Source organism: Thermococcus sp. PK (genome assembly GCF_000430485.1).
Lineage (GTDB): Archaea > Methanobacteriota_B > Thermococci > Thermococcales > Thermococcaceae > Thermococcus_A > Thermococcus_A bergensis.
On record NZ_KE387150.1, the window covers coordinates 37,448 to 62,664 of the forward strand.

The 25,217-nt window shown below is 44.5% G+C and carries 23 protein-coding genes and 1 pseudogene; 8 read left to right on the forward strand and 16 right to left on the reverse strand.

Annotated elements, in window-relative coordinates; genetic code table 11:
• Positions 1–181: pseudogene (locus tag THEPK_RS13120) on the forward strand (IS6 family transposase); the annotation flags it as partial.
• 34 nt (positions 182–215) lie between these two features.
• Here the strand turns inward: THEPK_RS13120 and THEPK_RS08305 are convergent.
• The 6 genes from THEPK_RS08305 to THEPK_RS08330 all read right to left on the reverse strand — a co-directional run bounded on the left by THEPK_RS08305 (position 216) and on the right by THEPK_RS08330 (position 6,322).
• Positions 216–1,379 carry an NAD(P)/FAD-dependent oxidoreductase gene (locus THEPK_RS08305; RefSeq protein WP_042700931.1) on the reverse strand — a complete coding sequence of 388 codons (1,164 nt, stop codon included), beginning with the start codon at positions 1,377–1,379 and terminating at the stop codon, positions 216–218.
• Positions 1,369–1,650, reverse strand: coding sequence for a (2Fe-2S)-binding protein (locus THEPK_RS08310; protein ID WP_042700934.1), 282 nt, complete (start codon positions 1,648–1,650; stop codon positions 1,369–1,371). Before THEPK_RS08310 ends, THEPK_RS08305 begins: the two co-directional genes overlap by 11 nt.
• Positions 1,647–2,153, reverse strand: a complete 507-nt coding sequence (locus THEPK_RS08315) for a 4Fe-4S binding protein (RefSeq protein WP_042700937.1) — start codon at positions 2,151–2,153, stop codon at positions 1,647–1,649. Before THEPK_RS08315 ends, THEPK_RS08310 begins: the two co-directional genes overlap by 4 nt.
• Entirely contained in the window at positions 2,150–3,583 is a 1,434-nt protein-coding gene (locus tag THEPK_RS08320) for an FAD-dependent oxidoreductase (protein ID WP_042700939.1), read from the reverse strand. The genes THEPK_RS08315 and THEPK_RS08320 overlap by 4 nt, the downstream gene beginning before the upstream one ends.
• Positions 3,584–3,693: 110 nt before the next feature.
• The gene (locus tag THEPK_RS08325) at positions 3,694–4,833 is read right to left on the reverse strand and encodes an NAD(P)/FAD-dependent oxidoreductase (RefSeq protein WP_042700941.1); all 1,140 of its coding nucleotides are present in this window, start codon (positions 4,831–4,833) and stop codon (positions 3,694–3,696) included.
• 4 nt (positions 4,834–4,837) lie between these two features.
• Complete coding sequence (locus tag THEPK_RS08330) at positions 4,838–6,322, reverse strand: FAD-dependent oxidoreductase (RefSeq protein WP_042700946.1); 1,485 nt, start codon at positions 6,320–6,322, stop codon at positions 4,838–4,840.
• 175 nt (positions 6,323–6,497) lie between these two features.
• On the opposite strand from THEPK_RS08330, the gene THEPK_RS08335 reads away from it, so the two are divergent.
• Positions 6,498–7,475: an ornithine cyclodeaminase family protein gene (locus THEPK_RS08335; RefSeq protein WP_042700949.1), complete on the forward strand. Its 978-nt coding sequence runs from the start codon at positions 6,498–6,500 to the stop codon at positions 7,473–7,475.
• A gap of 47 nt (positions 7,476–7,522) precedes the next feature.
• Entirely contained in the window at positions 7,523–8,518 is a 996-nt protein-coding gene (locus THEPK_RS08340) for a proline racemase family protein (protein ID WP_042700952.1), read from the forward strand.
• Between the two features lie 44 nt (positions 8,519–8,562).
• Here the strand turns inward: THEPK_RS08340 and THEPK_RS13685 are convergent, their stop codons facing one another.
• The gene (locus tag THEPK_RS13685; RefSeq protein WP_255346967.1) at positions 8,563–8,694 is read right to left on the reverse strand and encodes a hypothetical protein; all 132 of its coding nucleotides are present in this window, start codon (positions 8,692–8,694) and stop codon (positions 8,563–8,565) included.
• Between the two features lie 118 nt (positions 8,695–8,812).
• Entirely contained in the window at positions 8,813–10,297 is a 1,485-nt protein-coding gene (locus tag THEPK_RS08345; RefSeq protein ID WP_042700955.1) for a sodium-dependent transporter, read from the reverse strand.
• A 128-nt stretch (positions 10,298–10,425) separates the two neighbouring features.
• Here THEPK_RS08345 and hypD point away from each other — a divergent pair, with 128 nt between their 5' ends.
• Both hypD and THEPK_RS08355 read left to right on the forward strand, forming a co-directional pair.
• Entirely contained in the window at positions 10,426–12,840 is a 2,415-nt protein-coding gene (gene hypD / locus THEPK_RS08350) for a trans-4-hydroxy-L-proline dehydratase (protein ID WP_042700958.1), read from the forward strand.
• A gap of 182 nt (positions 12,841–13,022) precedes the next feature.
• Positions 13,023–13,934 (forward strand): glycyl-radical enzyme activating protein, encoded by a 912-nt coding sequence (locus THEPK_RS08355; RefSeq protein WP_042700961.1) that lies wholly within the window; start codon positions 13,023–13,025, stop codon positions 13,932–13,934.
• 89 nt (positions 13,935–14,023) lie between these two features.
• Here THEPK_RS08355 and THEPK_RS08360 read toward each other — a convergent pair whose 3' ends face one another.
• Entirely contained in the window at positions 14,024–15,187 is a 1,164-nt protein-coding gene (locus THEPK_RS08360; protein WP_042700964.1) for an OBG GTPase family GTP-binding protein, read from the reverse strand.
• Positions 15,188–15,307: 120 nt separating this feature from the next.
• Between THEPK_RS08360 and THEPK_RS08365 the strand changes: the two genes are divergently transcribed.
• Positions 15,308–15,760, forward strand: coding sequence for an Lrp/AsnC family transcriptional regulator (locus tag THEPK_RS08365; protein ID WP_042700966.1), 453 nt, complete (start codon positions 15,308–15,310; stop codon positions 15,758–15,760).
• Here the strand turns inward: THEPK_RS08365 and THEPK_RS08370 are convergent.
• Genes THEPK_RS08370 through cobB form a run of 4 tightly spaced genes read right to left on the reverse strand, consistent with a single transcriptional unit; the run spans position 15,757 to position 18,212 of the window.
• Complete coding sequence (locus THEPK_RS08370) at positions 15,757–16,320, reverse strand: ASCH domain-containing protein (protein WP_042700968.1); 564 nt, start codon at positions 16,318–16,320, stop codon at positions 15,757–15,759. The genes THEPK_RS08365 and THEPK_RS08370 overlap by 4 nt on opposite strands.
• A complete protein-coding gene (locus THEPK_RS08375) occupies positions 16,286–17,005 on the reverse strand; it encodes a TIGR02253 family HAD-type hydrolase (RefSeq protein WP_042700970.1) in 720 nt (239 codons plus the stop codon). The genes THEPK_RS08370 and THEPK_RS08375 overlap by 35 nt, the downstream gene beginning before the upstream one ends.
• 36 nt (positions 17,006–17,041) lie before the next feature.
• On the reverse strand, positions 17,042–17,434 hold the full coding sequence (locus THEPK_RS08380) for a DUF3783 domain-containing protein (RefSeq protein ID WP_042700973.1): 393 nt from the start codon (positions 17,432–17,434) through the stop codon (positions 17,042–17,044).
• Between the two features lie 10 nt (positions 17,435–17,444).
• Entirely contained in the window at positions 17,445–18,212 is a 768-nt protein-coding gene (gene cobB, locus THEPK_RS08385) for an NAD-dependent protein deacetylase (RefSeq protein WP_042700975.1), read from the reverse strand.
• 110 nt (positions 18,213–18,322) lie between these two features.
• Between cobB and glyA the strand changes: the two genes are divergently transcribed.
• Complete coding sequence (glyA, locus tag THEPK_RS08390) at positions 18,323–19,600, forward strand: serine hydroxymethyltransferase (RefSeq protein ID WP_042700977.1); 1,278 nt, start codon at positions 18,323–18,325, stop codon at positions 19,598–19,600.
• 64 nt (positions 19,601–19,664) lie between these two features.
• On the opposite strand, the gene THEPK_RS08395 is transcribed toward glyA, so the two are convergent.
• Positions 19,665–20,933, reverse strand: a complete 1,269-nt coding sequence (locus THEPK_RS08395; RefSeq protein WP_042700980.1) for a UbiD family decarboxylase — start codon at positions 20,931–20,933, stop codon at positions 19,665–19,667.
• 142 nt (positions 20,934–21,075) lie between these two features.
• Between THEPK_RS08395 and THEPK_RS08400 the strand changes: the two genes are divergently transcribed.
• Positions 21,076–22,440 (forward strand): DEAD/DEAH box helicase, encoded by a 1,365-nt coding sequence (locus tag THEPK_RS08400; protein ID WP_042700981.1) that lies wholly within the window; start codon positions 21,076–21,078, stop codon positions 22,438–22,440.
• Here the strand turns inward: THEPK_RS08400 and truA are convergent.
• Positions 22,427–23,227 (reverse strand): tRNA pseudouridine(38-40) synthase TruA, encoded by an 801-nt coding sequence (truA, locus tag THEPK_RS08405; protein ID WP_042700984.1) that lies wholly within the window; start codon positions 23,225–23,227, stop codon positions 22,427–22,429. The two genes, THEPK_RS08400 and truA, sit on opposite strands and share 14 nt — an antisense overlap.
• Before the next feature lie 303 nt (positions 23,228–23,530).
• Complete coding sequence (gene pheT, locus THEPK_RS08410; RefSeq protein ID WP_042700985.1) at positions 23,531–25,213, reverse strand: phenylalanine--tRNA ligase subunit beta; 1,683 nt, start codon at positions 25,211–25,213, stop codon at positions 23,531–23,533.
• Positions 25,214–25,217 lie beyond the last annotated feature (4 nt).

Genomic DNA, 25,217 nt, shown 5'->3' on the forward strand with positions numbered 1-25,217 from the left:
GTTGAAGGAGAGGACGAAGCGTTTCTGGAATAATTTCAGGGGTAAAGACTGGAGGAGAGTTCATAGGTTTGTTTTTCTGTTTGCCTTCTGGTATAATTTTGTCAGAATTCATTCTAGGTTTGATAGGCCTCCGGGTGATGTGACTGAATGGCTTCAGGAGGTGATACCCCAGTTATCCTGACAGTATCAGAATAGGCAGAGAAAAGAAGAAAAGGTCACCCTATCTGGAAAGCTGTGCTTCTGAGCTCTCCCCTCTCAAAGCGGTGTGGGTCATACCATTCCCAGTCAAGCGGTACATGAGTTTTTCCTTTGACAATCAGCTCTGCTATTGCTTCTCCAACTCCCGGAGCCATCATGAAGCCGTGTCCGCTGAAACCAGCCGCAATATAAAACCCATCTATGTAGTTGATCTTCCCAATTGCGGGGTTGCTGTCTGGAGTCTTTGCATAGAAACCAGCCCACTGCCTTAGTACGTGGACGTATTTCAGTGCCGGGATTATTCTCGTTGCCCATTTGAGCACTTCCCTCAAGAAATCATAAGTGGGCGTCATGTCGTAAGTTGGCCCGTATTCTAAGCCCGTTCCGCAAAGGATTCCCCCATCTTCTCCGTCCTGAATTACGTAGGAATCGTTCCATGCCGGCGGACAAACAAGGGGCTCTATCTGTCCCTCCTTAATAGGCTCGGTTTTGACAAGCTGGTGCTTATAAGGCTTTATTGGGATAAACTCCCTATCCAACCCAGCCATCTCGTTTATTATCGGTGCCCAAGCGTTTGCAGCGTTAACAACAACGTCAGTTTTTATGGTCCCCCTGTTTGTTTTCACCCCTTTGACTTCGTTGTTTTCCACTATAATGTCAGTTACTTCCGTATACTCACAGATCTCCGCCCCGAGCTCTTTGGCTTTCCTTGCAAAGGCAAAGACTGTCTTGAAGGGATTTGCCTTCCCATCCGTTGGGTTCCACTGACCAGCTAAGAACTCATCCGCATTCAAAAGAGGTACTATCTCCTTAGCTTCTTCCGGTGTTATAAGCCTTGTTGGAGCACCAAACTTGTTGTGGAGCTTGATGTTTTGCTTAAACGCTTCAACTTCCTCCTCAGTTGTTGCGAGGAAAAGATAGCCGGTCTGCTTGAAGTTTATATCGTATCCAAGCTCTTCGCTGAGCTTTTTCCATCTTTCAATGTTATACTTCATGAGCTTTATGTTTGCTTCATCGGTAAATTGCTGTCTGATTCCAGTGGCGCACCTAAAAGTTGAGCCATTTCCAAGATAGCCCTTCTCAACGAGAACAACATCTGCACCGAGCTTTGCCAGATGGTATGCTATAGAAGTCCCCGTACTTCCTCCGCCTATGACAACTACATCCGCTTTACTCTTCATCCATCTCACCTACCAGAACTCCTATTGGGACTGGTCTAACCGGAATCCTCGTTGCGGGAAGTTTTATCTCGTCCGGGCTCTTTCCGGTTTTCCTTGCTATTATGCTTATCACCATTGGAATGCATGTTCTTCCCTGACAAGGCCCCATACCAATCCTCAAAAGGCGCTTTATCATCTCTATATCCGTAATTCCCTGCTCAATAAGTGCCTCAATTTCCTCAACGGTTACCTCGTTGCATCTGCATATTATCTTCTCGCCTCTTTCACTCATTCTCTCACCACCTTAACGGCTCTAACCTCCCATGCTAATTCAACTGGCATCTCCACGGTTATTATCGGCGTATCACCCTTGCTCTTTTCCCTTGGAATTACCGTGACCACTTTGCCCGTTCCAACCTCTTCACCAACCCTATTGAGCAGAATTACCTCTTCACCAACCTCTGGAACCGGAAGAACTTCGTGGGGCATTGTCACTCTAGCTTTATCTCCGATGTAGTGCACCATGAAGAATGCCAGTCCGGGACAAATCTGCACGCAGAGAGAACAGCCAATGCACTTTTCATAGTCCACAAGGGGGACAGCATTTGGATGCTCCATAAGAACAGCATTGGTGGGGCATACCTCCTTACACGGCGTACACGGGATTTCCTGAGGGCACTCTGGAACAGCCACCGGTCTTTGTCTCAGCCTTTCTTCGCTTGGCAGACCAATATACTTCTTCAGCTCTTCAACAGTCAGGTAACCTTCCCTTAAGTAGTGGGGAATCTCGTTCATTCTACCACCACCTTCTTAAGCCCTTCAAGAACCTTTCTTCCGAAGGGCCCGCTCCTGAATTCTTCAAGCTCCCTCTGGGTTTTTTCTACTTCCTTAAGCCATCCTGGAGAAGCCACTCCAGCAGCTAAAGCGGCACTTATCCCGGCTATCTTCCCCTCAAGCATAGCTGTGGTAGCCTCCTCAATTTCTGCAGAATCACCTGCAACAAAAATTCCCTTTATTGTCGTCTCCATCCTTGAGTCTCTGATTACAACATGCCCTCCAAGCTCCGGGACGTACTTTATCTGGCACCCAATTTGGTGGAGAAGCTCTATACTTGGTCTCAATCCAACGGCCAAAGCTATCACGTCAACTTCGAAAACTTTTTCACTTCCCGGAACAACGTTCCAGTTCTCATCGAGCTGGGCAACAACTGCTCTTTCAACTTTTTCTTTGCCCTCTGCCCGTAAAATTGTGTGTCTAGTCAGTATAGGAATACCGAGCCTTCTAACCTTAGCTGCATGAACGAAATAGCCCCCTATCTTCGGCATTGCCTCCACTATTGCTTCAACTTTCACTCCTGCTTGATACAGCTGGTAAGCCAGAATTAGCCCGACGTTGCCAGCCCCCACTATTAAAACCCTGTCTCCCGGTTTTACCCCATAGGTGTTCATTAGTGTTTGAATCGCCCCAGCTCCATAAACTCCGGGCAAATCGTTGTTCTCAAAGGGGATCATCCTTTCCATTGCTCCTGTTGCGACAACAACGGTCTTTCCTTTGAATTCTACCAGCTCTTTGTTCTTTCTAACTCCAACCACGAGCTTCTCGTCTCCATCTTGGAGGAGCATTATCGCAGAAGTCTCCAAGAAAACCTCTATATCCCTCTTTTTGAGCTCTTCGCTCAATATTTCAGCTATCTTTATTCCTCTAACTCCAGCAAACTGCTCTCTCTTTCCGAAGAACTTGTGAGTCTGCTTAACCAGCTGTCCTCCAAGCATTGGATTTTCATCCAAAAGAACAACCTTTGCCCCAGCATCGCTTGCGTTTATAGCGGCCATCATTCCTGCTGGTCCTCCTCCTATGACGACAACATCCGCTTCAATCCTCGGAGGCTCCTTCCATTTAGGCGGCTTGGACGTCTTGGGTAAAACCGGCTTTTCATCCTGCCTCTCTATCTGCATGCCCTCTTCAACAAGTGTTATACAGGTTCTTACGTTTGGGATGCCGTTTACCTTCATTAAGCAAGAGGAGCACTTTCCAATTGCACAGAAAAGTCCTCTCGGCCTGTGTTTCTTTGTGGAATGCTGAAAAATCCTTATGCCTGCAGCATGAAGTGCCGTTGCAATCGTTTCGCCCTCATATGCCTTTATTGGCTTTCCTTCGAAATAAATTGTGACTTCTCTTCCGCGGACTCTTTCGAAATCCAGAATAGGATGTTCAGTAAATCGCATAAAGTTTCACCGATGTAAACTAAAGTACAGCAATTTATGAAGATTTTTTCATAAAAAAGTTATACACCTTTGGTTAAAGAAAACAAAAATAAAAACATAGAGTAGAGAAATCAACCCATTTGCAAAGCTTTTTGTCTAAGCTCTCCACGTTCAAAGCGGTAAGGGTCATACCATTCAATCGGAAGCTTGCTCTTTCCTTTTGTTATCAAATCCGAGAGCATTTCCGCAACTGCTGGAGCCATCATGAAGCCGTGTCCACTGAAACCAGCCGCAATGTAATATTCATCTATTTCATTTATCCTGCCAATTGCGGGGTTGCTGTCCGGAGTCTTTGCATAGAAACCCGCCCATGTTCTCAAGATCAACAGCTCTCTAATTGCAGGAACTATCTTCGAGAGGTAGGTTGTAACTTCACGCAGGAATGTATAAGACGGGCTTAAATCGTAAGTTGGGCCCACCTCGTAGCCCACTCCTCCAATTATTCCACCGTGGTCAGTTTGAGTTAAGTAGGAGTCTTCATACTTGAAAGAAATCACCATCGGGTTTATTGTATCCCTCTTTATCGGCTGAGTTATTATCGCCTGGTGTTTGTAGGGCTCTATGGGAATACGTATGGGCACCTTGGCCATTGCATTGATGAGCTTGGCCCACGCATTGGTCGCGTTGACGACTATTCCCGTTTTTATAGTCCCTTTGTTGGTCTTTACTCCCTTAATTTCGCCTTTTTCTATAATTAGGTCTTTGACTTCGGTGTATTCGTATATTCTCGCTCCCATCTCCTGGGCATGTAAGGCAAAAGCTGTCGTTGCATGGAACGGGTCAGCTTTTCCGTCGGTTGGATTCCATGAAGCCGCCATGACTTCACTTACATCCAAAAGAGGTACTATCTCTTTTGCTTCTTCGGGGGTTATGAGTTTCGTAGGGACGCCAAAGCGGTTTTGAATTGAGATGTTCTCTTTGAATTGGCTTATTTCCTCTTCACTATATAACAGGAAAAGATAACCCGTCTGCTTAAATGGGAACCCATACTCTTCACTGTACTTTTTCCACAGCTCCACAGAGCGTTTCATAACTTGGACGTTTGCCTCATCACCAAACTGCTGTCTGATTCCAGTTCCACACCTAAAGGTAGATCCTGAACCTATGAACCTCTTTTCGAGAACCACTACGTCTTCTCCTCTTCTGGCCAGCTCATGAGCCAAAGCAATGCCTGTTATTCCCCCACCGATAATAACAATATCACCCTTCATAATATCACTCCCTTCTGGCAAGAGATTTCACTCTAACATTCTTAAGCGGAGGTCTTGCAACTGGAAGGTCTATCTTTGCCATGTCAACTCCAGTTCTCTGGCTAACAAGAAGTGCACCGTTGAACAGGCAAAACCTTCCCTGGCAGAAGCCCATTGCCAGGTGAGTGAGGCGCTTCACAATCTGCAGATCCGTTATTCCCTTCTTTACCACGTCATCAACTTTCTTTAAATTAACGTCACAGCCGCATATCTGCACGTCCTCTAGATTCATGTCCTTGAACTCTATCCTCTGCATGGGCATTGATTCGGGCTCATACTCCTCAAGCTTTTCTCTGTAAACGGCGGGGGTGACATCATGGCCAAACTCCTTCAGGATGTACGCCCCTACAAGTCTGCCCTCCAGATAGTTTGCGTAGTGAGGTTTTATTCCCGTTGCACTTCCAGCTACATATATTCCCTCCCTTATGCAGTTCTGTTCATCAAGAACCGGAACATAGTAGCCCCATTTGAACCTGAGCTTCCCCCCCGCTTGAGTGATTGGGTTTATGTCAGGCAAGCGGTAATCGCTCACAATAACAGCGTCAACCTCATACACATTGCCGTTAGTGTCTATAAGCCTCTCAACTTTCTCTTCTCCCTCAACGCGCTTTGGGTTCGGCACTACGATGTATTCAATGCCCCATTTTTCGAGCTCCGGTATTATTCTTTCGGGCTTTCTTCCAACGAGGGCAACCCTCTTGCCCGGTGCAACTCCCCACTTGTTGACGACCTCAAGGGCGAAGTCAAGTCTAAAGACACCCGGGAACTCGTTGTTCTCAAAGAGAAGTATGTTCTCCACAGCCCCTGTAGCCAGCACAACCCTTTTTGCCATGATCTCTATTAGCTGGTCTTTCTTAACTGCAGGAACTAAGAAGTATTCCCCTTCATCAAAAACCCCAAGAGCTATTGTGCCGGTAAAGACTTTAACGTTCTCGTTGAATTGGGAAGTCAGCTCCTTGATAACTTTCTTAGGTTCTCCCTCAAACCCTTCTTGCTGGATGCTCTCTAGGGACATTAAGCCCCCAAGCCATCCCCTCTCTTCGATTAGGGCCACTGTTAGATAATCCTGAAGCTCCAAAGCTGCACCTATTCCAGCGATTCCTCCGCCTATTATAGCGACGTCAACAACCTCCCTAAGAACTCCCTTACTTCCGTCTATTTCCACAGTTTCTTGAAACTCACCGTAGTTCTGCCTCTCTATCTTCATTCCGTCCTTAACGAGGGTTTTTCTTCCATCCATGTTTTTGATGCCATTTACAATGACCGGCAACGGGCCAAAAGTGAACGCACCCCTTTTCCTTCCCTGGAGACTGGTCGTTATCCAGTAAATACCATTTGCAAGCAGTGCCACTGGAAGTTTTTCTCCTTCATATGCTTCCAGAGCTTTGCCCTCAAAATATATCGTGACTTTCTTAGAAGCGTCTTTCTCATACAGATCCAGCGGACGCATGTTATCACCCATGAACAAGTTTTATCATGAAAGTTTACACATGTAAACTATTTAAACCTTTTGTTTAAACACAAAATTGTTGAACTTATGGTTATATAAATAACCTCCTCGATATTTTCATGTTGAAAGCAGAGAATATTTATACAACAAAGAACATTACAATATGGTGTTCGGCATGTTGCTCCTCAGCAGAAGTGATCTTGAGAAGTTGCTCTCAATGAGAGAAGTCATAGAATCCGTTGAAAGAGCATTCTTAGAGCTTTATAACGGAAAAGCAAAAGTTCCGTTAAGAACCATAATAGAGGTTGAGAAGCAAAACGGATTCATTCTATACATGCCAAGTTACTTAGAAGATTCTGAAGCCTTAGCTGTAAAGGTGGTTTCTTTATACCCTGAAAACCCCAAGAAAGGTCTGCCAAGTGTTTTAGCTTCAATTCTTCTTAACGATCCAAAAACGGGTGCTCCATTAGCATTGATGGAAGGTACCTACATAACTGCCATGAGAACTGGGGCTGCAACTGGTGTTGCCACAAAGTATCTTGCCAGAAAAGATTCAAAAATCGCGGGAATTATTGGCGCAGGAGTTCAAGCAAGAACTCAGCTCTGGGCAGTTTGCGAGGTTAGAGACATAGAAAAGGTGCTTGTCTATGACATTAACCCGGAAAATGCCAGAAAATTTGCCGAAGAAATATCTAAAAAGCTTGGAATCGAGATAAAAACAGTTGAATCTGCAAGGGAAGCTGTTGAGAAGTCCGATATCTTAATAGTGGCAACAACGGCAAGGGAACCAGTAGTTAAGGGAGAATGGATTAGGGAAGGCACACATATTAACTCTATAGGTTGGGTAGGCAGATATGCTAGGGAACTCGATTCCGAAACAGTAAGAAAATCTAAGCTGGTTGTTGATTCAAAAGAAGGCGTTCTAAACGAATCAGGGGACATAATAATTCCCATGAAAGAGGGAGTAATTGACGAGAGCCACATCTATGCTGAGCTCGGCGAAATTGTTGCGGGAGTTAAAGAAGGAAGGGAAAATGACAAGGAAATAACTCTTTTCAAGAGCGTCGGTTTGGCAATAGAAGACGCAATAACAGCCAAGTTAGCATATGAAAAAGCCCTTGAACATGGAGTTGGTACTAAAGTGGAGCTTTAGGAACTTTTATATACTTCTTTGCTTCTTTTGATACACTGGTGTTCCATATGTTTGCAGATCATGTCTTCCATGTTGTGGATACCCACACAGAGGGTGAACCTACAAGAATAGTCCTTTCTGGAGTGAATGTAAAAGGAGAGGACATCATAGAAAAGAGAGAATATTTTAAGGAGCATTACGACTGGATTAGGACTGCCCTGCTCCATGAGCCCAGAGGACATTCGGATCAATTTGGGGCAGTTCTAGTTCCTTCAGATATAGCGGACTTTGGAGTTATATATATGGACACCTCTGGCTATCTCGATATGTGCGGACATGCAACCATGGGAGTTGCCACAGTGCTGGTGGAACTGGGGATCATAGAGAAAAAAGAGCCATACACAACAGTAAAGCTTGAAACTCCTGCAGGACTCGTAGAGGCTAAAGCTAGGGTAGAGAATGGAATAGTTAAAGAGGTCACCGTTGTTGATGTGCCAAGCTTTTATGTCGGAGAATTTGAGATAGAATATCCAAGAAGAGGGAAGATAAAGGTAGATGTAGCATTTGGTGGCAACTTCTACGTTATTGCAGATGCCAGAGATTTGGGACTTAGAGTCAGACGGGAGTACATAAGGGAGTTAATTCCCACAGCATTGAAGCTCATTAAAGTGGCAAATGAACAGATAGACGTCCATCATCCAAGAAAAGGTGTCCAAAATAGAATAAATTTAGCAATGCTTACTGACGAACCTGAAAGAGAGAGTTCTGATGGAAAGAACGTTGTGATTTGGGGAGAGGGCAGTATTGATAGAAGCCCCTGTGGGACTGGAAGTGCTTCAAGGGTCGCAACTCTTTATTCCAAGGGGGTTCTTAAGGTAGGGGATACCTTTGTTCATGAAAGCATTCTCGGAACACAATTCAAGATCAAAATCGTTGACACGGCGAAAATCGGCGAATATACGGCAATAATCCCCGAAATAACGGGAAGCGCATACATAACAAAGATCTCTCAGGACATAATTTCTAAAAATGATCCCCTTTGGAAAGGCTTCCTGCTAAGATAAAGATAAAACAGAAAAGTGGAAAAAGTATCTGTCTATATTTCTGTTCATTTTTCTTCTGACGCTTCTGATATGTGATAATACTTTTTTGCATAGTATTCAATGCTGTATGCCCAAAGGAAAGTTCCTATAACAACTAAGACAAAAACCACCCAAGTTGGGACGGTTGGCAGAGCCATCTTTCACTCCCCCAATGCCCTTATTATTTTTTCTCTTTTTATTGCTGCATACCAGGTGTAAAAGCCCAGAATCTGGAAGACGAAGGTCAGGACAAGGAAGATTACCCAAACTCCCATCTCATTCACCTCCGCCTGTCATGTAATTAAGCACTCTGTTTACTGACCAGTAGATTATTGCACCTCCAATGATCAACATCAGGAATCCTGGGAAGGTGTAGTAGGCGTGCAATCCAGCTCCCCATCCTTGCATCCACTCTTTGTACCCTATCCACCAGAAGAAGAACACCGCAGCTATGATGGGTAGTAGCTTCAGCTCTATATCCCACCATGAACCCAAGCGTATTAAGGGCTTTGGCTCCACGGAGTTTATCTTTTCTCTTACTTCCCTTGCATTATGCCAGTAAGCCACAATTAGGGCAATGAACACTAGACCAACAGTAAGCCCTGCAATTCCCCACACTGTGTCATAGTAGTCAAGCCAGTCTCTTGTACCTGGCATTGTTGTTGGAAGACCAACTATTGTCCAGATTAGACCGAAAATAAGGGCTGCCTTAGCCTTAGGCACTCCAAGATCCTTGTAAATCTTCGAACCGACATCCCAAATGGTTATATAGCTTGTGAACGCTGCAAACCAGAAGGCTGTGAAGAAGAGGACTGCAAATGGCCATCCCCATGATTTTGGTGCTGTTGAAAGGAGCCTTGGGAGAGATACAAACGCCAATCCAGTTCCAGCCGCTTTGATATCCTCAAATGGAGTTGCCGAAAGGGCAAATATAATTGGGATAATAGCTAGCCCTGCAGTCCATCCAACTGCCGAGTCATTAGTTATATTCCCAAATGCCGCTAAAGTAACGTCATCTCTCTTTCTCATATAGGCGCCAGCGGTTATGAAGAACCCCCAAGCAATACCGGCACTCCATATAACCTGTGAGAGGGATTGCATCCAGGTGCTTGGATCCTTCAAAGCTTCAACTCTTGGGGTGTAGTAGAACTCTAAACCTTCCCTTGCCCCGGGCACTGTTAGGGCGTAGATACCCAAGATGATGGTGAATATATAGAGCAGCGGGAACATGGCTTTTGCAACTGTTTCAACTCCGCGAACTCCCTTTGAGAGAACTACCAGTCCCATAACAAACATAAGGATAAGGGCTACTAAAGCTGGTGTCTGATTGTAGATACTGTTCCAGAGGGCTAAAGCATCAAAGTCCGGTCTCCAGAAATATCCCGTCCATGAAAGTAGCATGTAAATGAATATCCATCCCACTACAACTCCATAGTAGGCATAGATAAGTGCTGTCGACCATGCCATCCACACGCCACCAAAACTTGCTAATTTCTTATGTCTCTTTGCGAAGTTGTAGGGACCAATTAAAACACCACCTTCACCATATTTACCAATAGCATACTCTGCAACAGCTGCTGCAAAGGCAAATACTATTAGCCAGACCAGGTATGTGAAGAGAAATGACCCACCACCGTAGTTTGCTGCCCTCCATGAAAAACGCCAGTAGTTCCCTGAGCCAACACTCCAACCTACTGCTGTCATTAATAGACCAAAAGTTGTAGCAAATTTCTCCAAACTACGACTTTTGAGTTCAACCATTGATACCCCCCGAGAGAGCTCAGGTCTTAAAATAAAATACCCAAAGTAGACAACATAACATAATTAAGTATTACGTTGATCTATATAAAGTTTGCTTCCGATAGTGCTGTGTTGATGTTAAGGAGAAAATAGAAAAAGAGTTAGAAAGGCGCAGAAGTTCTATAAGACCCATAAATGAGAGGGTTGCAAAGCTTAGAGAAGAAAGTGTAAATACTGCGGTCAAAATTTCCTCTGAAAGGGCCAAACTTATAACCGAATTCTATAAGAGTGATCTGGCAAAGGGAAAATCAATCCCAGTTCAGAGAGCCCTTGCTTTTAAATATCTCCTTGAACACTGTAGCTTGCCTGTTGAGGATGGACAACTTATTGTAGGGCTTAGAGGCACTGGAGTTAAGGAAGTTCCCACTTATCCGGAAATCTGCGTACACAGCATGCAGGATCTTGAAATTTTAAACTCAAGACAAAACATGCCCTACAAAGTTGATGAAGAAACTAAAGAACTCTATGAAAAAGAGATAATCCCCTTCTGGAAAGGGCAAGCAATGAGGGATATAATCTTTGAAAATCTACCGCAGGAGTGGATTGACTGTTATGAGGCAGGCATTTGGACCGAGTTTATGGAACAAAGAGCTCCAGGACACACTGCAGGTGGAGAGAGAATATTCAAGATAGGCGTTTTGGACATTAAGGAAGAGATCAGAAAGAAAATGGAAGAACTCGACCCTAGCGATCCGGATTATTACGAGAAGATGGAAGAGCTCAAAGCCATGGACATCGCTGCAGATGCGATCTTAATCTACGCCCAGAGATACGCTGAAAAGCTGGAGAAAATGGCAGAAGAAGAGACTGACCCCAAGAGAAAGGAAGAACTAAAGCAGATGGCTGAGATATGTAAGTGGGTGCCTGCACATCCACCAAGAACCTTCTGGGAGGCCTTGCAGCACTACTGGTTCATACACGTGGGAGTTACCTATGAGACGAACCCATGGGATTCCTTTAACCCAGGAAGAATAGATCAGCATCTCTACCCCTTCTATAAGAAGGACATTGAAGAAAGCAAGCTCACGAGAGAAAAAGCAAAAGAGCTTCTCCAGTGCTTCTGGCTCAAGTTTAACAACCAGCCAGCAGTTCCAAAGGTTGGGGTGACTGCGGAGGAGAGCTTCACATACAACGACTTCTCAAAGCTCAACGTTGGTGGACTAAAGGAGGACGGCTCCGATGGAGTTAATGAGCTCTCCTATTTGATCCTCGAAGTCCTCGGCGAGATGAGGACTTTGCAGCCAAACACCGCCGTGCTGGTGAGCGAGAAAAATCCTGACCGCTTTCTCATTGAAGCCCTAAAGGTCGTAGGGCCGGGATTCGGCGAGCCGCCGTTCTTCAACTTTGATGGAGTCATAGTAAAGATGCTCAGGCAAGGTAAGAGCCTTGAGGATGCGAGAACTTCGGGAGTTAGTGGCTGTGTAGAGAGCGGTGCCTTTGGAAAGGAAGCCTACATACTCACTGGCTACTTCAACCTGCCAAAAATCCTCGAGATAACCCTCAACAACGGTGTTGATCCAAGAACGGGCAAGAAGATTGGCCTTGAGACCGGCGATCCAAGAAACTTCAAGAGCTTTGAAGAGCTCTGGGAGGCCTTTATGAAGCAGGTGAAACACTTCATGGACATAAAAATGAAGGGCAACGACATAATTGAGACCCTATACGCAAAGTATCTGCCGGTGCCATTCATGTCTCTCTGGATAGAGGATTGCGTAAAGAACGCTAAGGACTACAACTGCGGGGGAGCTAGATACAACACTCAATACATTCAGGTAGTTGGGCTAGGAACTATAGCAGATAGCCTAGCCGCAATAAAGTACCACATCTTTGACAAGAAGACGTTCACGATGGAAGAGCTTCTTGAGGCATTAAAGAACAACTGGAAGGGTTATGAACTTATGAGGGAAATACTCCGCAATCCCGAGAAGACTCCAAAATTTGGAAATGACGATGACTACGTCGACGAGATAGCCAAGAGAGTCGTTGACGAAGTGGTCAAGCTCATCGAGAGTTATCCTCCTTCTCCAGTTAGGAAGGCCTCAAGAAGAGCCTACTTCCTCCCAACAACGGTTCACGTTTACTTTGGAAAAGTTACCGGAGCAACGCCCGATGGAAGGGAAGCAGGCTTTCCGGTTTCAGAGGGAGTGTCACCGGTCCAGGGGATGGACAGGAGGGGTATAGCTGCAGTGTTCAGGAGCGTTGCAAAGTGTGACTGGGATAAGACGGGAGGAGCATTGCTAAACCAAAAGCTGACACCCGACCTCTTTGACAGTGAGGAGAACATCAAAAAACTGGCGCAGCTGATAAGGACGTTCTTTAGGCTTGGCGGCCACCATGTGCAGTTCAACGTTATAAGCGCGGAACTCCTTAGGGAAGCCCAAAGAAGACCTCAAGACTTTCAGGATTTAATGGTTAGAGTGGCAGGTTATAGTGACTACTTCGTAAACCTGCCCAAAGGGCTACAAGAGGAGATAATAAGGAGGACAGAGCACAAAGAACTCTAAATTTCTCGATTTTTGATTTTTCAGGAAATTTGAGGTGAGATAATGTTCAAAAAGCTTGAGAACTATCATGTCCGAAAAAGAAATAAGGCACCCATTTGAGGAGGATTTAAGCTTTCTGTATGGGGCGATATTCATAGGAGAGCCGGAAGAGGAGGAGATAAGATAGATAAGGAGGACAAGCAATGGTCAAGGGTATAATCTTTGATATAAAGCGCTATGCAATCCATGACGGCCCGGGAATCAGAACTACAATCTTTATGAAGGGCTGTCCGTTGAGGTGCTGGTGGTGTCATAACCCAGAGGGGATATCCCCAAAGCCGGATATCATGTACTTCAGCTTTAAGTGCATCCACTGCCACACCTGCGTTAAGGCTTGCCCCGAAAATGCAGTTAGCTTTGATGAAAACGAAACCCAACACATCGATAGAGAAGAGTGCACAGGTTGTGGGATTTGTGCAGAGCTTTGCCCAACGAATGCCCTAAGGCTTGTGGGCAAAGTTGTTACTGTGGATGAGCTCATTCGTGAGATTGAGAAAGACATTAAGTTCCATGACAGCTCTAATGGGGGAGTAACGTTCTCCGGCGGAGAACCCCTTTTTCAGCCAGAATTCTTGGAAGATATCCTCAAGGAGTGCAAGAAGAGGTACATTCATACAACAGTCGATACCTCTGGATACGCCCCAACAAGAATTTTGGAGAAGATACTCCCTTACACAGACCTCTTCCTATATGACCTGAAACTTTTTGATGAAAAAGAACACATCAAATATACTGGAGTTCCAAATGAATTGATAAAGAAAAATTTAATTTTCCTTGTTGAAAAGAAAGCTAACGTAATCCTAAGGTTTCCAGTTATCCCAGGAATAACAGACACAGAATGGAACGTAAAAGGTTGGGCAAGATTCCTCTCGGAGCTTGACTTAAGTTCTATTCAAGAGATAGATCTGTTGCCATACCATGATGTTGGAGAGAAGTTCAACCGTTTGGGAAGGGAATACAAAATGGAAGTTCACCACGCGCCATCTGACGAGACATTAAAGTGGATTAAGGAAGAATTTAAAGGCTTAGGACTCCAAGTCAAAATCGGTGGATAAAAGAAAGTCTCTTTGCAGATGGAGATAATTTTTTCATTTGCGAGACTCCAATTCTGAGATGGTGTGTTTTTATGGAGAAAGAAACTGGTCTATCTAGCATGAATCTCAACTATATCTCCATCTTCAAGAACGTGATCTGCACCGACTCTCTGCCCCGGGAACTTTGCACTCTTTCCCCACACCCTTGCGTATTTAAAGTTCTTTGCTAGGTCTTTGTGAACTCTCTCCGCCACATCAAGAACGGTTGCACCTTTTTTGAGGGCTATGGGTGGATAAGCTGGCTCTTCACCCGGCGACTTTGTGAAGACTCTAATTATGCCAGCGAGATCATAAAGAGCTTCTTTAAGGGCTTCAAGGTTTGCCTTCTTTTCTGCCGAAACGGGCACTATTTTAAACCTATCCCCATAAGCCTCAACGAGCTTTTCATAGTTCTCTTTGCTTCCCGGCGCATCGCCTTTGTTGGCAATAATTATGGCCTTCCTCCATACAAGGCTCTCATCGAGGGCATCTGAGAATTCTTCAAGAGTGACAGGTTCTTTTACTGTAATCTCAGCACTGTGAATGCCTTCCTCCCTAAGCATTTTCATGACTTCACTTATATCCCCCTGAATCAAGTCCTGCCCGTTGATTACAATTCCACCCATTGGCATTCTCTTTACTTCAACTTTTGGCTTCCTTTTGTTTATTTTTATTCCAGCACGCTCAAATTCCCTCAACAGTATCTCCATCTGCTTTATTGGGTCTTGGGAAAGATCAACGACAATGGCTATTGCATCGGCATTTCTTATAACGCTCAAAAGCTGTGTTCCCATACCTTTGCCCAATGCAGCCCCCTCTACTAACCCCGGTACCTCCACGAGTTGAATCTGGACGTCCTTATACTTCATCATGCCCGGAATTGGTTCAACAGTCGTGAAAGCGTAATCAGCGACGTCAACATCAACGTCCGTGAGGACTTTAAGAAGTGAGGATTTCCCAACATTTGGCAAACCCGCAAGAACTATCTGGGCAGCTCCTTCTTTTTTAACGCTAAATGAGTAACCCCCACCTTTTCGCTGGCTCTGCTGTTTTTCCAGTTCTTTTCTCAGCTCTGATATCTTTCTCTTTATTTGGAGCCTGAGCTTCTCTGTTCCCTTGTGCTTCGGGACTGTAGCATACATTTTTTCCAAGGCCCTTATTTTTTCGGGTATCGTTTTAGCCTGTCTGTATTCCTCTTCCGCCGCTAGATATTCTGCTGTTACGTTTGTTGGCATCTCTACTCACCTCTCCTTCTCCAGCCCATTAGAGGTATATAGAGAGTTTTTATAAATCTATGGTGTGGATGCATCATCAACTTTATATATTATCCCGAAAAATTTTAGGGCGGTGAGAGTATGAAAGGATTTTTGGATGAAATTGACAAGGAAATCTTAAAGGTACTCCAAAAAAATAGCCGTACTCCCTTAAGAGAGATATCCAAACAGGTAGGACTTGCAGAGTCAACTGTCTATGAGAGGATTAAAAAGCTTAAGGAAAGGGGAATAATAAAGAAATTCACGATTATCCCCGATCCAGAGTCCCTTGGTTTTCACCTGCTGGCTTTCATACTGATAAAGGCAAAAGCCGGAAAATATAGTGACGTTGCCGAGAAGCTCATTAAATATCCAGAAATAGTGGAAATTTATGAAACTACAGGCGATTATGACATGATAGTTAAGATAAGAACGAGGAGCAGCGAAGAGCTCAACGACTTTCTCGATAGAATTGGAGAGATAGAGGGCGTTGTCGCGACGCATACAATGGTTGTGTTGAAGATACACAAAGAGACAACCGAGCTTCCTCTTTAAATCTTTCCGTCTGCATAAAGTTTATGATATGCCTTCAAAAGGGCATCTCTTACTCTTTTTGGCCCATACCTTCTTACGGCCTCTTTTAACCCCTCGGAATAAACTTTCCTAATTATCAAATCCACGTCGGGAGAATCTTTTAAGTTGTTTTCTATGTAAAGTTTTGCTATCTCCTCTGGATTTCTGTAGTTCAGCCCTTTGAGCCACTTCAGAGGAATTCCGCTCTCGAACTTCTCCACAACCTCAAACTCAATTACTGTCACTTCATCCTCTCCGTGGAGCTCTCCGTATATTTTGTTCAACGCTTTTACCAGTTCTTTGACGTCTTTGAAGCCATCTTTTTTTGCATCTTGATTTGTAAGCTCCTTAACCTTTTTCTTCCTCACTTTTGTGATTTTTACCTTTGCAACAGCGGTGTCGCTTGGTGTTATTACGAGATAGACCTCGCTTCCGGGTTTTGCCTCATACTCTCCAAATCTGATTGTGGTGGTCTTTTCCCCGCGGAGTATTCTTGATTTGTATGCCTCATCTATCAGCATGAACTTCCTTATTTGAACCATCCTTAAGCCCCTCCAAAATTTCCGGAAGTTCTAAGATGTCATTGATTTTGAAGTCTGCGTACTCCTCATATTCGAGATCCCTATCTGCATATTTCCCATACCGGAACCATACCGTGTGCATCCCTACTCTCTTCGCCCCATAGATGTCCGAATAAAGTCTATCTCCAACCATTACAGCCTCTTCCGGAGCCACTTTAAATATCTTTAAGGCTTTCTGGTATATCTTCGGGTGCGGCTTTTTCACGCCCTCAAAGTCCGAAACCACTACATGCTCAAAGAAGTCATCTAAATCAAGCCTTAGAACCTTTTCCCACTGCTTTATTGGATCACCATCTGTGATTATACCCAGCCGATATCCCATCTCTCTTAGTTTGATGAGGGTTTTTCTCGCGTTTTTAACTTCCCTTATATGGGCAAATTTGGTGTTGTGATATGCTATAACTCCAGCGGCAACCCATTTTGGGTTGTATCCCAAATCAAGCCTCCTGAGAAGGTAATCAAAGTGATGAGGAAAATTGCTCCCGTATTCATTTATGAGCTCCAAAAGTTCGTTATAAGCAGTATCAAAATCAACGGGCATTCCGTGCTGGATCATGTTCTCTATGGCATTTTTTCTAGCAAGCTCGGCTAAACGAGAGGTATCCACAAGAGTATCATCAAGGTCAAAAAACACAACGCTTACCATCCCAATCCCCAAACTTAAATAAAAAGACAAAGGTATTTAACTTTTCCCTATATCGAGATAGAAGGACTTCATCTTTTGTTTTTCTTCTCTCAACTTTCTAAAGTACTCATCCTCCCTAATGAGCTCATTGAGAAGGTCTTCAAGCTTCCACGTTAGGGAGGTAGGCGTTGTGGTTGCGAAAATTGGACTGATTCCCTGAGAGCGAACCACCTTAATAACCTTCTTTACCTCCTCATTTGAGAGGTCGTGCATTATGAGGAACTTTCTCCAGTGCCAGTTGCCGCTTCCCTCAAAGGTAGGTGCCTTTGCCACAACTTCCTCAACTATCCAGTCCCTGCAGTATTCTGGGACTTCATAAACATCGAACTCGCTGAGAGCATTTTTTACTCTAGAGACCTCCTCCTGCTCAAAGCCTATTAGGAGTATCATAACACCACCCTTAACACCCTTTGTCTTTCAGGCATCTCTTAACCTTTGCCAAAAGAGTCTCCATAACTTCTCCGGCAGGCCCCTTTAGGAATATGTCCGCTATTGGGGTTATACCGCTCTCCTTTACGTTTATCTCTATCACATACCCTTTGTTATCCTTTACGATATAGGGGATATACGCCGCTGGAAACACCTGGCCACTCGTTCCGATAACCAGACAAACGTCAGCCCTTTCGGCAAGCTTAAAGGCTTTTTGAAGGGCTTCTTGAGGAAGAGGCTCCCCAAACCAGACAACATCTGGCCTCAAGAGAGAACCGCATTCCGGGCATTTGGGTAAGTCCTCCTCTTTCAAGAACTCCTCAATCCTTCCCGATTCAAGAAGGTTCTCAGTATAAGCACAGCCGGTGCATTTAACTCGATAAATATTCCCATGGAGCTCTATAACATTTTTGTTTCCAGCTTCTCTGTGGAGATTGTCAATGTTTTGGGTTATGACCGCTTTTAAAAGCCCCATTCTCTCAAGCTCTGCCAGCGCCAGATGGGCCTTGTTGGGCTTTGCTTCCTTCATACGCTTCATCCTCATCTTGTAGAATTCCCACACCAGTCGCGGATTCCGTTTAAAAGCCTCCGGGGTTGCTACTTCCTCCACTCTGTAGTTTTCCCATAGGCCGCCCCTGTCTCTAAAAGTTGGTATTCCGCTTTCGGCACTTATTCCAGCGCCTGTGAAAGCTATCAAAAAGCGGGAATGAGCTATTAATTTTGCTGCCTCCTCTATCATAGGGCATCGGTTTTTACTTCTCCTTTGAAACTTTTAAAGATATTCTAACGGCAAGATTTAAATTACATGGATGTAAAATATCACATGCAACAAAGTACTGGGGTGATACAATGAGCTACCAGATGTATAGGGACAAGGTTTTAGAGTTTATTGAGATGCATGAAAAGTGGAGGTCATCAACGATAAACTTGATTGCAAGTGAAAACGTAACCTCCCCAAGCGTTACGAGAGCTGTGGCAAGCGGGTTTATGCACAAATATGCCGAAGGATGGCCAAGACAAAGGTACTACCAAGGATGTAAGTACGTCGATGAAGTTGAACTCATAGGGGTTGACCTCTTCTGTAAGCTCTTCGGTAGCGATTTTGCCGACCTTAGACCAATATCCGGAACTAACGCAAACCAGGCAGTGTTCTTTGGCCTAACAAATCCCGGAGATAAGGCTATCGTTCTTCACACATCTCACGGCGGACACATAAGCCACATGCCCTTTGGAGCTGCCGGCATGAGAGGGTTAGAAGTTCACACATGGCCATTTGATAACGATGAATTCAACATCGATGTCGACAAAGCCGCCCAGATGATTAGAGAGCTCGAGCCCAAGATAGTCGTCTTTGGTGGTTCATTGTTCCCATTCCCACACCCAGTCAAGGAGCTCGCTCCGGTGGCTAAGGAAGTTGGGGCATATGTAATGTATGATGCGGCCCACGTCTTGGGACTGATAGCCGGAGGAAAGTTCCAAGACCCACTTAGAGAGGGAGCAGACGTCATAACCGCTTCAACACACAAGACCTTCCCCGGGCCACAAGGTGGTGTAATAATTTACAAAGACCTCGGAGAAGACACAGCAAAACTGCAGTGGGCAATCTTCCCGGGTGTTTTGAGCAACCATCACTTACACCACATGGCTGGAAAAGTCATTACAGCTGCGGAGATGCTCGAATTTGGTAAAGCCTATGCTGAGCAGATCGTAAAGAACGCAAAAGCCCTAGCCGAGGCTCTTGCAGAGGAAGGATTCAAGGTCATTGGAGAGGACAAAGGCTACACAGAGAGCCACCAGGTTATCGTCGACGTTAGCGAGCTCCACGAGGCTGGAGGAGGATGGGCTGCTCCACTCTTAGAGGAAGCGGGAATAATCCTCAACAAGAACCTCCTTCCATGGGATCCACTTGAGAAGGTCAACACCCCAAGCGGTCTAAGAATTGGTGTGCAGGAGATGACGAGAGTTGGAATGCTAGAAGACGACATGAAGGAAGTAGCAAGGTTCATAAGAAGAGTCCTCATTGACAAAGAGGATCCAAAGAAAGTTGAGAAGGAAGTATTCGAGTTCAGAAAGCAGTTCCAGAAGGTTTACTACTCCTTCGACCACGGCCTGCCAATGAAGGAGTGAACTCCTTTTCTTGTCTTTTTTTCTTCTGCCATCAGGTTTTCAAAAAAGAAAGAATATTAGAAGCTCAAAGCCTTGCCCTTTCAAACTCATCTTTTCTGCCCAGGGGCTTGGTAGCGTCTATACCCATCTTTGCGGTAAAGCCCTTTTCTCCTGATGGGTCTAGAGAGCTTCCCCTTGCGTTTGGGATTATTACCAGGTCTTTATCGGCTTGGAATCTCGTGGCTATTGCCCATTCAACTTCCCTGTCGTCGTAGATATTGATGTCATCATCAACAACAACCACGTGCTTCAGGCTTGGATGCCCTGTAAAAGCCGCCAAAATGGCATTTTTCCCATCTCCATCGTGTTGCTTTGTTATACTCACAACTGCGTGGAGCCACATGCAGCCCCCTTCTGTCAGCCTTACGCCGTGAACCTTTGGGACTACCTGCTTAACGCTCTTGTATATCTGGGGCTCCTTGGGAAGTCCCATGAGCATGTAGTGCTCATATCCGCTGGAAAGCAATGCATGGAAAATCGGTTTTTTGACGTGGTACATCTTCTCAAAAACCACAACGGGCTGCTCCCTTACAATGTCATATGTCCCAGTTATATCAACAAAGGGCCCCTCTTTGTCAAGCTCTGGCAAAATTTTTGCCTCGAAGACAAATTCACTTTCAACTGGAACCGGAATTCCATTGAGGTCTACAACCTCTAAGGGCTTTCCAAATGCCATCTCGCTCATAGATGACGCAATGCTGAGCTCACTAACTCCATAAGGCGGGCTTGTCGCTGCCGCTAGGAGGATATGGATTGGGTTGCCAACAATTATTCTAACATCAAGCTCTTCACCGTGTTCTGCCCTATCCTTCCACATTGCATACAGATGCCTGGGAACTAATCTAACAGTCCCGGTTTTTTCATCTCTCACCATTGTTCTGTGATATGAAAGGTTTACAAATCCATTCTCGTCCTTTGCTATGTAGATTGCTGAGGTAAAGTACTGTCCCCCATCCTTTGGAAAGTAATGCGGAACCGGTAACTCTTTGAGGGAGAAATCCTTTGTGGAGTTCTTAAAAAATTCAGCAGTTTTTGCCTCTTTATATGGTCTAGGATTTTCTATAGCTTCCATTATGAAATGAATGAGCTCTTCCCTTTTTATGCCGAGGTACTTTGCTATTCTCTCCCGCGTGCTCCATATGTTGCCTGCAACTTCCCATCCATCGACATCTTTAAACAGAACGGGCTTAGTTTTATGCTGAAGAAGATAGTTTGTTATCTCAAACTTCTTGCTAACAGGTTTATCAACGACAATGAGCTCGTCCTGAAATTGGTTTAATATCTCACGTATCATAACACCACCCACTCAAAATCCTCCCGTGCTGTGATAAACTTTTTGGAGGTTTTCATTTTTTTGTGTTTATTTTTGAATATTTTTCAAAATGATAGAGAAAGAGCTATAAAGGGGGAATTCCAAAAATCTCTTTTGAGTTGCCATGAAGACCGTGGTGTTGAGAATCCCGGATAAATCTGCATTGGTGTATATTGAGAAGGCTGATCCTAAGATATACTTTATGATATATGAGGAGCTAACTTACCGAAAAAGTTTCGGCAAATGGGAGAAGCCTGAGAGCCTATATGACCCTCACACAAAGTCCTTCCCCGTGGGGTTAATTCCCCGTGTAAAGCAACTTTTGAACTCAAAAGGATACAGGGTTAGGGTAATTGACGAAAGGAAAATTGAAGGAGTAGAGATAAATGCAACATGGAACGAAGAGTATAAGCTAAGAAAGTATCAAGAAAAAGCCGTTAAAAAAGCATTAAAATCCGGTATGGGAGTCCTAGCGTTACCCGTGGGGAGTGGAAAAACAATAATAGGGCTGAGAATTATCTATGAGCTTAACCTATCAGCCCTCGTTGTTGTGCACACCAAGGAACTTCTTTATCAGTGGGCTGAGAATATAAGGCGAGTTCTTGGGATCGAGCCCGGACTTGTAGGGGATAACAACTGGATAGAAAAGCCGGTAACGGTAGCTATGATACAAACCCTTCTCTCTAGAGGTGTTGATAAGCTCCAGCTCCCATATGCGGTGGTTGTGTTTGATGAATGCCACAGAACGTCCGCTGCAGAAAAGTTTTATGAACTCGGAATAAGCCTTCCACAGAGGTTTAGGTTTGGTCTCTCCGCAACTCCGTGGAGGAGAATTAAAGGAGAAGAGCTAAAGATAGAAGGGGCAGTAGGACCAATAATTTATGAAGTTAAAGCCGAAGACCTGATAAAAGAAAAGTTCCTGGCAAAGCCAAGGTTTAAAATAATTGAATATGAATCCTTCATGCCGCCGTTGGCAGAGCGCTACAAGGAACTTTATGAAGAAATAATCATGGAAAATGAAGAGAGAAACAAGGTTATAGTTGAGACTGCATATAAGCTTGCGAAACAAGGCCACCGGGTTCTAATAGACGTCAAGAGAATCGAGCACGGAAAAATCCTTGTAGAAATGCTCAAACAGAGGGGCATAAATGCCGAGTTTTTGAGCTCCAAGAGTCCAAACAGGTGGGAGATTCTTGAAAAATTCAAAAATGGCGAGATTAAGGTTTTGGTATCAACACTTCTGAAGGAGGGCGTAGATATTCCAGAGATCTCAGCGATAATACTGGCCGGCGGAGGAAAGAGCGACATAATGACAATTCAGACGATAGGAAGGGCACTGAGGCCCAAAGGTGGAAGCGGTGCTGTCATAGTTGACGTGAAGGATGAAGACCCCTTGCTCTTCACGCACTTCATAGAGAGGCAAAAAGCCCTGAAGCAGTACTACGGAAAATATTATGATAAGGAGCTTGAGAGGGCTATAAAGAAGTGAACCAGTCCTCAAAAATTCTTGCTGTTATCAGGTGCTGTGTAAACCTTTTGAAGAATTCTCTTTTTGCCTTTTCAACTGCATAAGGATCTTTTTCAAAGAATATTTCATCGTACTTAACTTCCCACAGGACAAGGTTTTCTGGAGGGGCAGGAGGGAGCTTTTTATTAACTTTTTCGTTTAGCATTCTCCTCACTTCCTCCCTTGATAAAACACCCAAGCCGCAAAGCCTAAGAGCCGTTACAATCCTTCTCACCATTTCCCAGAGAAAGCTTTCTCCCTCGATTTCAACTGTGATTACATTCCCCTTAGAGAAGATTTCAATCCGGTCTATCTTTCTTATAGGGTCTCTGTTCCCTTCAAGCCGGGCAAAGTTTGAGAAGTCGTGAACACCTACAAACATCTCGGCACAGGATTGCATTTTCTCAAGGTCAAAGCCTTCATCGAAGAGGTAGTATCTGTAGACTTTTCCCTTGCTCCAGAATCTCGGATGAAAATCCTCAGAAACCCGCGCCCTTCCTAGAACCCATACATCATGCAGGTGATGGTTCAGAATTCTCGGATATGTGAGTTCGGGTTTCGAAGTGTTAAACGCGATGACGTTTCCAAAAGCGGAGACTCCTCTATCAGTCCTTGAGGCGCCCTTAAAACCGGCATCTTTCGGATCTTTGATTATTCCAAGCTTAGTTAGCACTCTGATTATCTCACCCTCGACTGTTTTCAGCCCAGGCTGTCTTTGAAAGCCGTAAAACCTTCTCCCATCGTAGGCAATTTTTAGAGCTATCCTCATGAGTGGAAATTCGAGGAAGGTTATAAAAGGATTGTCCGCCCATTTGTCTTTACAAATATCAAGTGAATGTGTCCATATGCCCGAACTAATTGGACAGTATTTTTGAATGTTTGACAATAAAAACAGGAAAAAGGTTAAAATTTCCACCCCCTAGAAAAAAATCGAGGTGAACAAATGATCGCTGAGATAGATGTGGAGACAATGGAGTGCTTAATCAACTTTGATATCATGTTTACATTTGCAAAGAAATTTTTCAAAAAGAAGGGTTCTCTTAATTCTTTCTTATTGTCAAAAAAGAAGAAATCAGAGAAAACTTCCCTTATAGAAAGGCCTTAAGAAAACCTCAAATGCCGCTATCGGCATTTCTATTCCCCAGTTTTCAAGCACCTGTGGATGTATTTCGCCTATTATCCCAACGGTCTTTCCACTGACTATTATCTCTCCCACTCTACCCGGAATGAAGGAGCCGTGTTCTATCTCTTTAATCTCGTATTCAGCACCAAGGTGACGCATCAGGCTGTCAAGAATCTCCTTTGCTTCTGTGAAGGTCACCTTTGGATGGGCAAGGGCAACGGCAAGCTTGCTCTCGCTGACGGTCTTTGTTTCTCTGCTTTCGTCTATGAGGGTCACCTTACCAACCTCAAAGATCTTCTGAGGATATTCCTCATGCGTATTCTGGCTTAGGAATTCCATCAGGCTTGGAAGGAGCCATTTTCTCAACGCAGACCATTTCTGGCTTATCGGATTCTCAATCTCCACGATGTCTTCTTCCGGGATGTTCATCTTATCGAACTGTGCTTCCTTATTCGTGAGGTTGAATGTCATAACCTCTTGGAGGCCAAAGCCAACCATGAGGTCCCTTAGAGCATTTTCGAAATCTACAAAGTCGTTTCCTTTCCCTTGAACGGCAAGCTTGGGCTCTTCAGGAACAATGTTGTTGTAGCCGTAGGCAATAAGGACATCCTCTAAAACATCCCTTGCGTGCATTATATCGTCTCTGAACGCTGGATACTTCAGCTTTGCCTTTCCATCCACGATTTCAACATCATACATCATGCGCTCAAGTAGGTCTTTTATCTCCTCATCGCTGAGCTCAACTCCCGCAAGTCTCTTGATGTAGCTGAGATCAACCTCGAACTCCTTGGGGGTTAAGTCGGGAGACTCTATCTCGAAATCCTTGTAAACTACCTTGACGCTTCTTATTTTTCCGCCACGCTCGGCTAGAGCAGTTACAATTACATTCAAAGCAAGCATAATCTTGTTAAGGTCCCATCCCGTAATGTCTATGAAGATGCTCCTAGTCTCTTCTGTAACTTTTCCATGGGTTTCGGAGTTTATAACAGGGGGCATTGAGAGAACGTTTCCTTCCCTGTCAACAAGCAATGGGTAATAGGGTTTTCCTTTAATCAAGTGACCGTATTCCTTCCCCTTTTCGTGCTCCTCAAGTATCTCATCAGCACTCATTTCCCGGTCGCTGTTTAGCGGAACAAATCTTATCTTATCTGGCTCAACAGCCTTGTAATAGAAGGGAGGCTTGATCTTGTCAAAGTCAAACGTTCCTATGGCAACTTCCCTTCTTCTCCTTCCGAAGGTGAGTGCTATTTTCTCCTGAAGCTGGATTATCTGCCTCAGTGCCTCCTCATCAAGCTTGAGGTTCTCGACTATGGCGTATACTCCATAGGGCCTTATGTCCTTCAACTTTTCATCTACGTAAACGACAACGTCACTTTTTTCGATTTCATATCTCGGCAAACCCTTCGCCATTCCAAGGGCCCATTTTACCTGTCTCGCTATTCCTTCGGCGCTCCATAAATCAGGCCTGTTCGTATCTTTGGCATCTGCTTTAAAGTATATTTTACCGTTCTCTTCCCACACATCGTCAAGCTCGCATTTTGCATAGAGGAATAAGTCTTCCCACTCTTCGACCGTGAACTCCTTTCCGACTAATCTCTCCAAGTCATGCTTGGCAACATCGAACTTCGGCATCTTT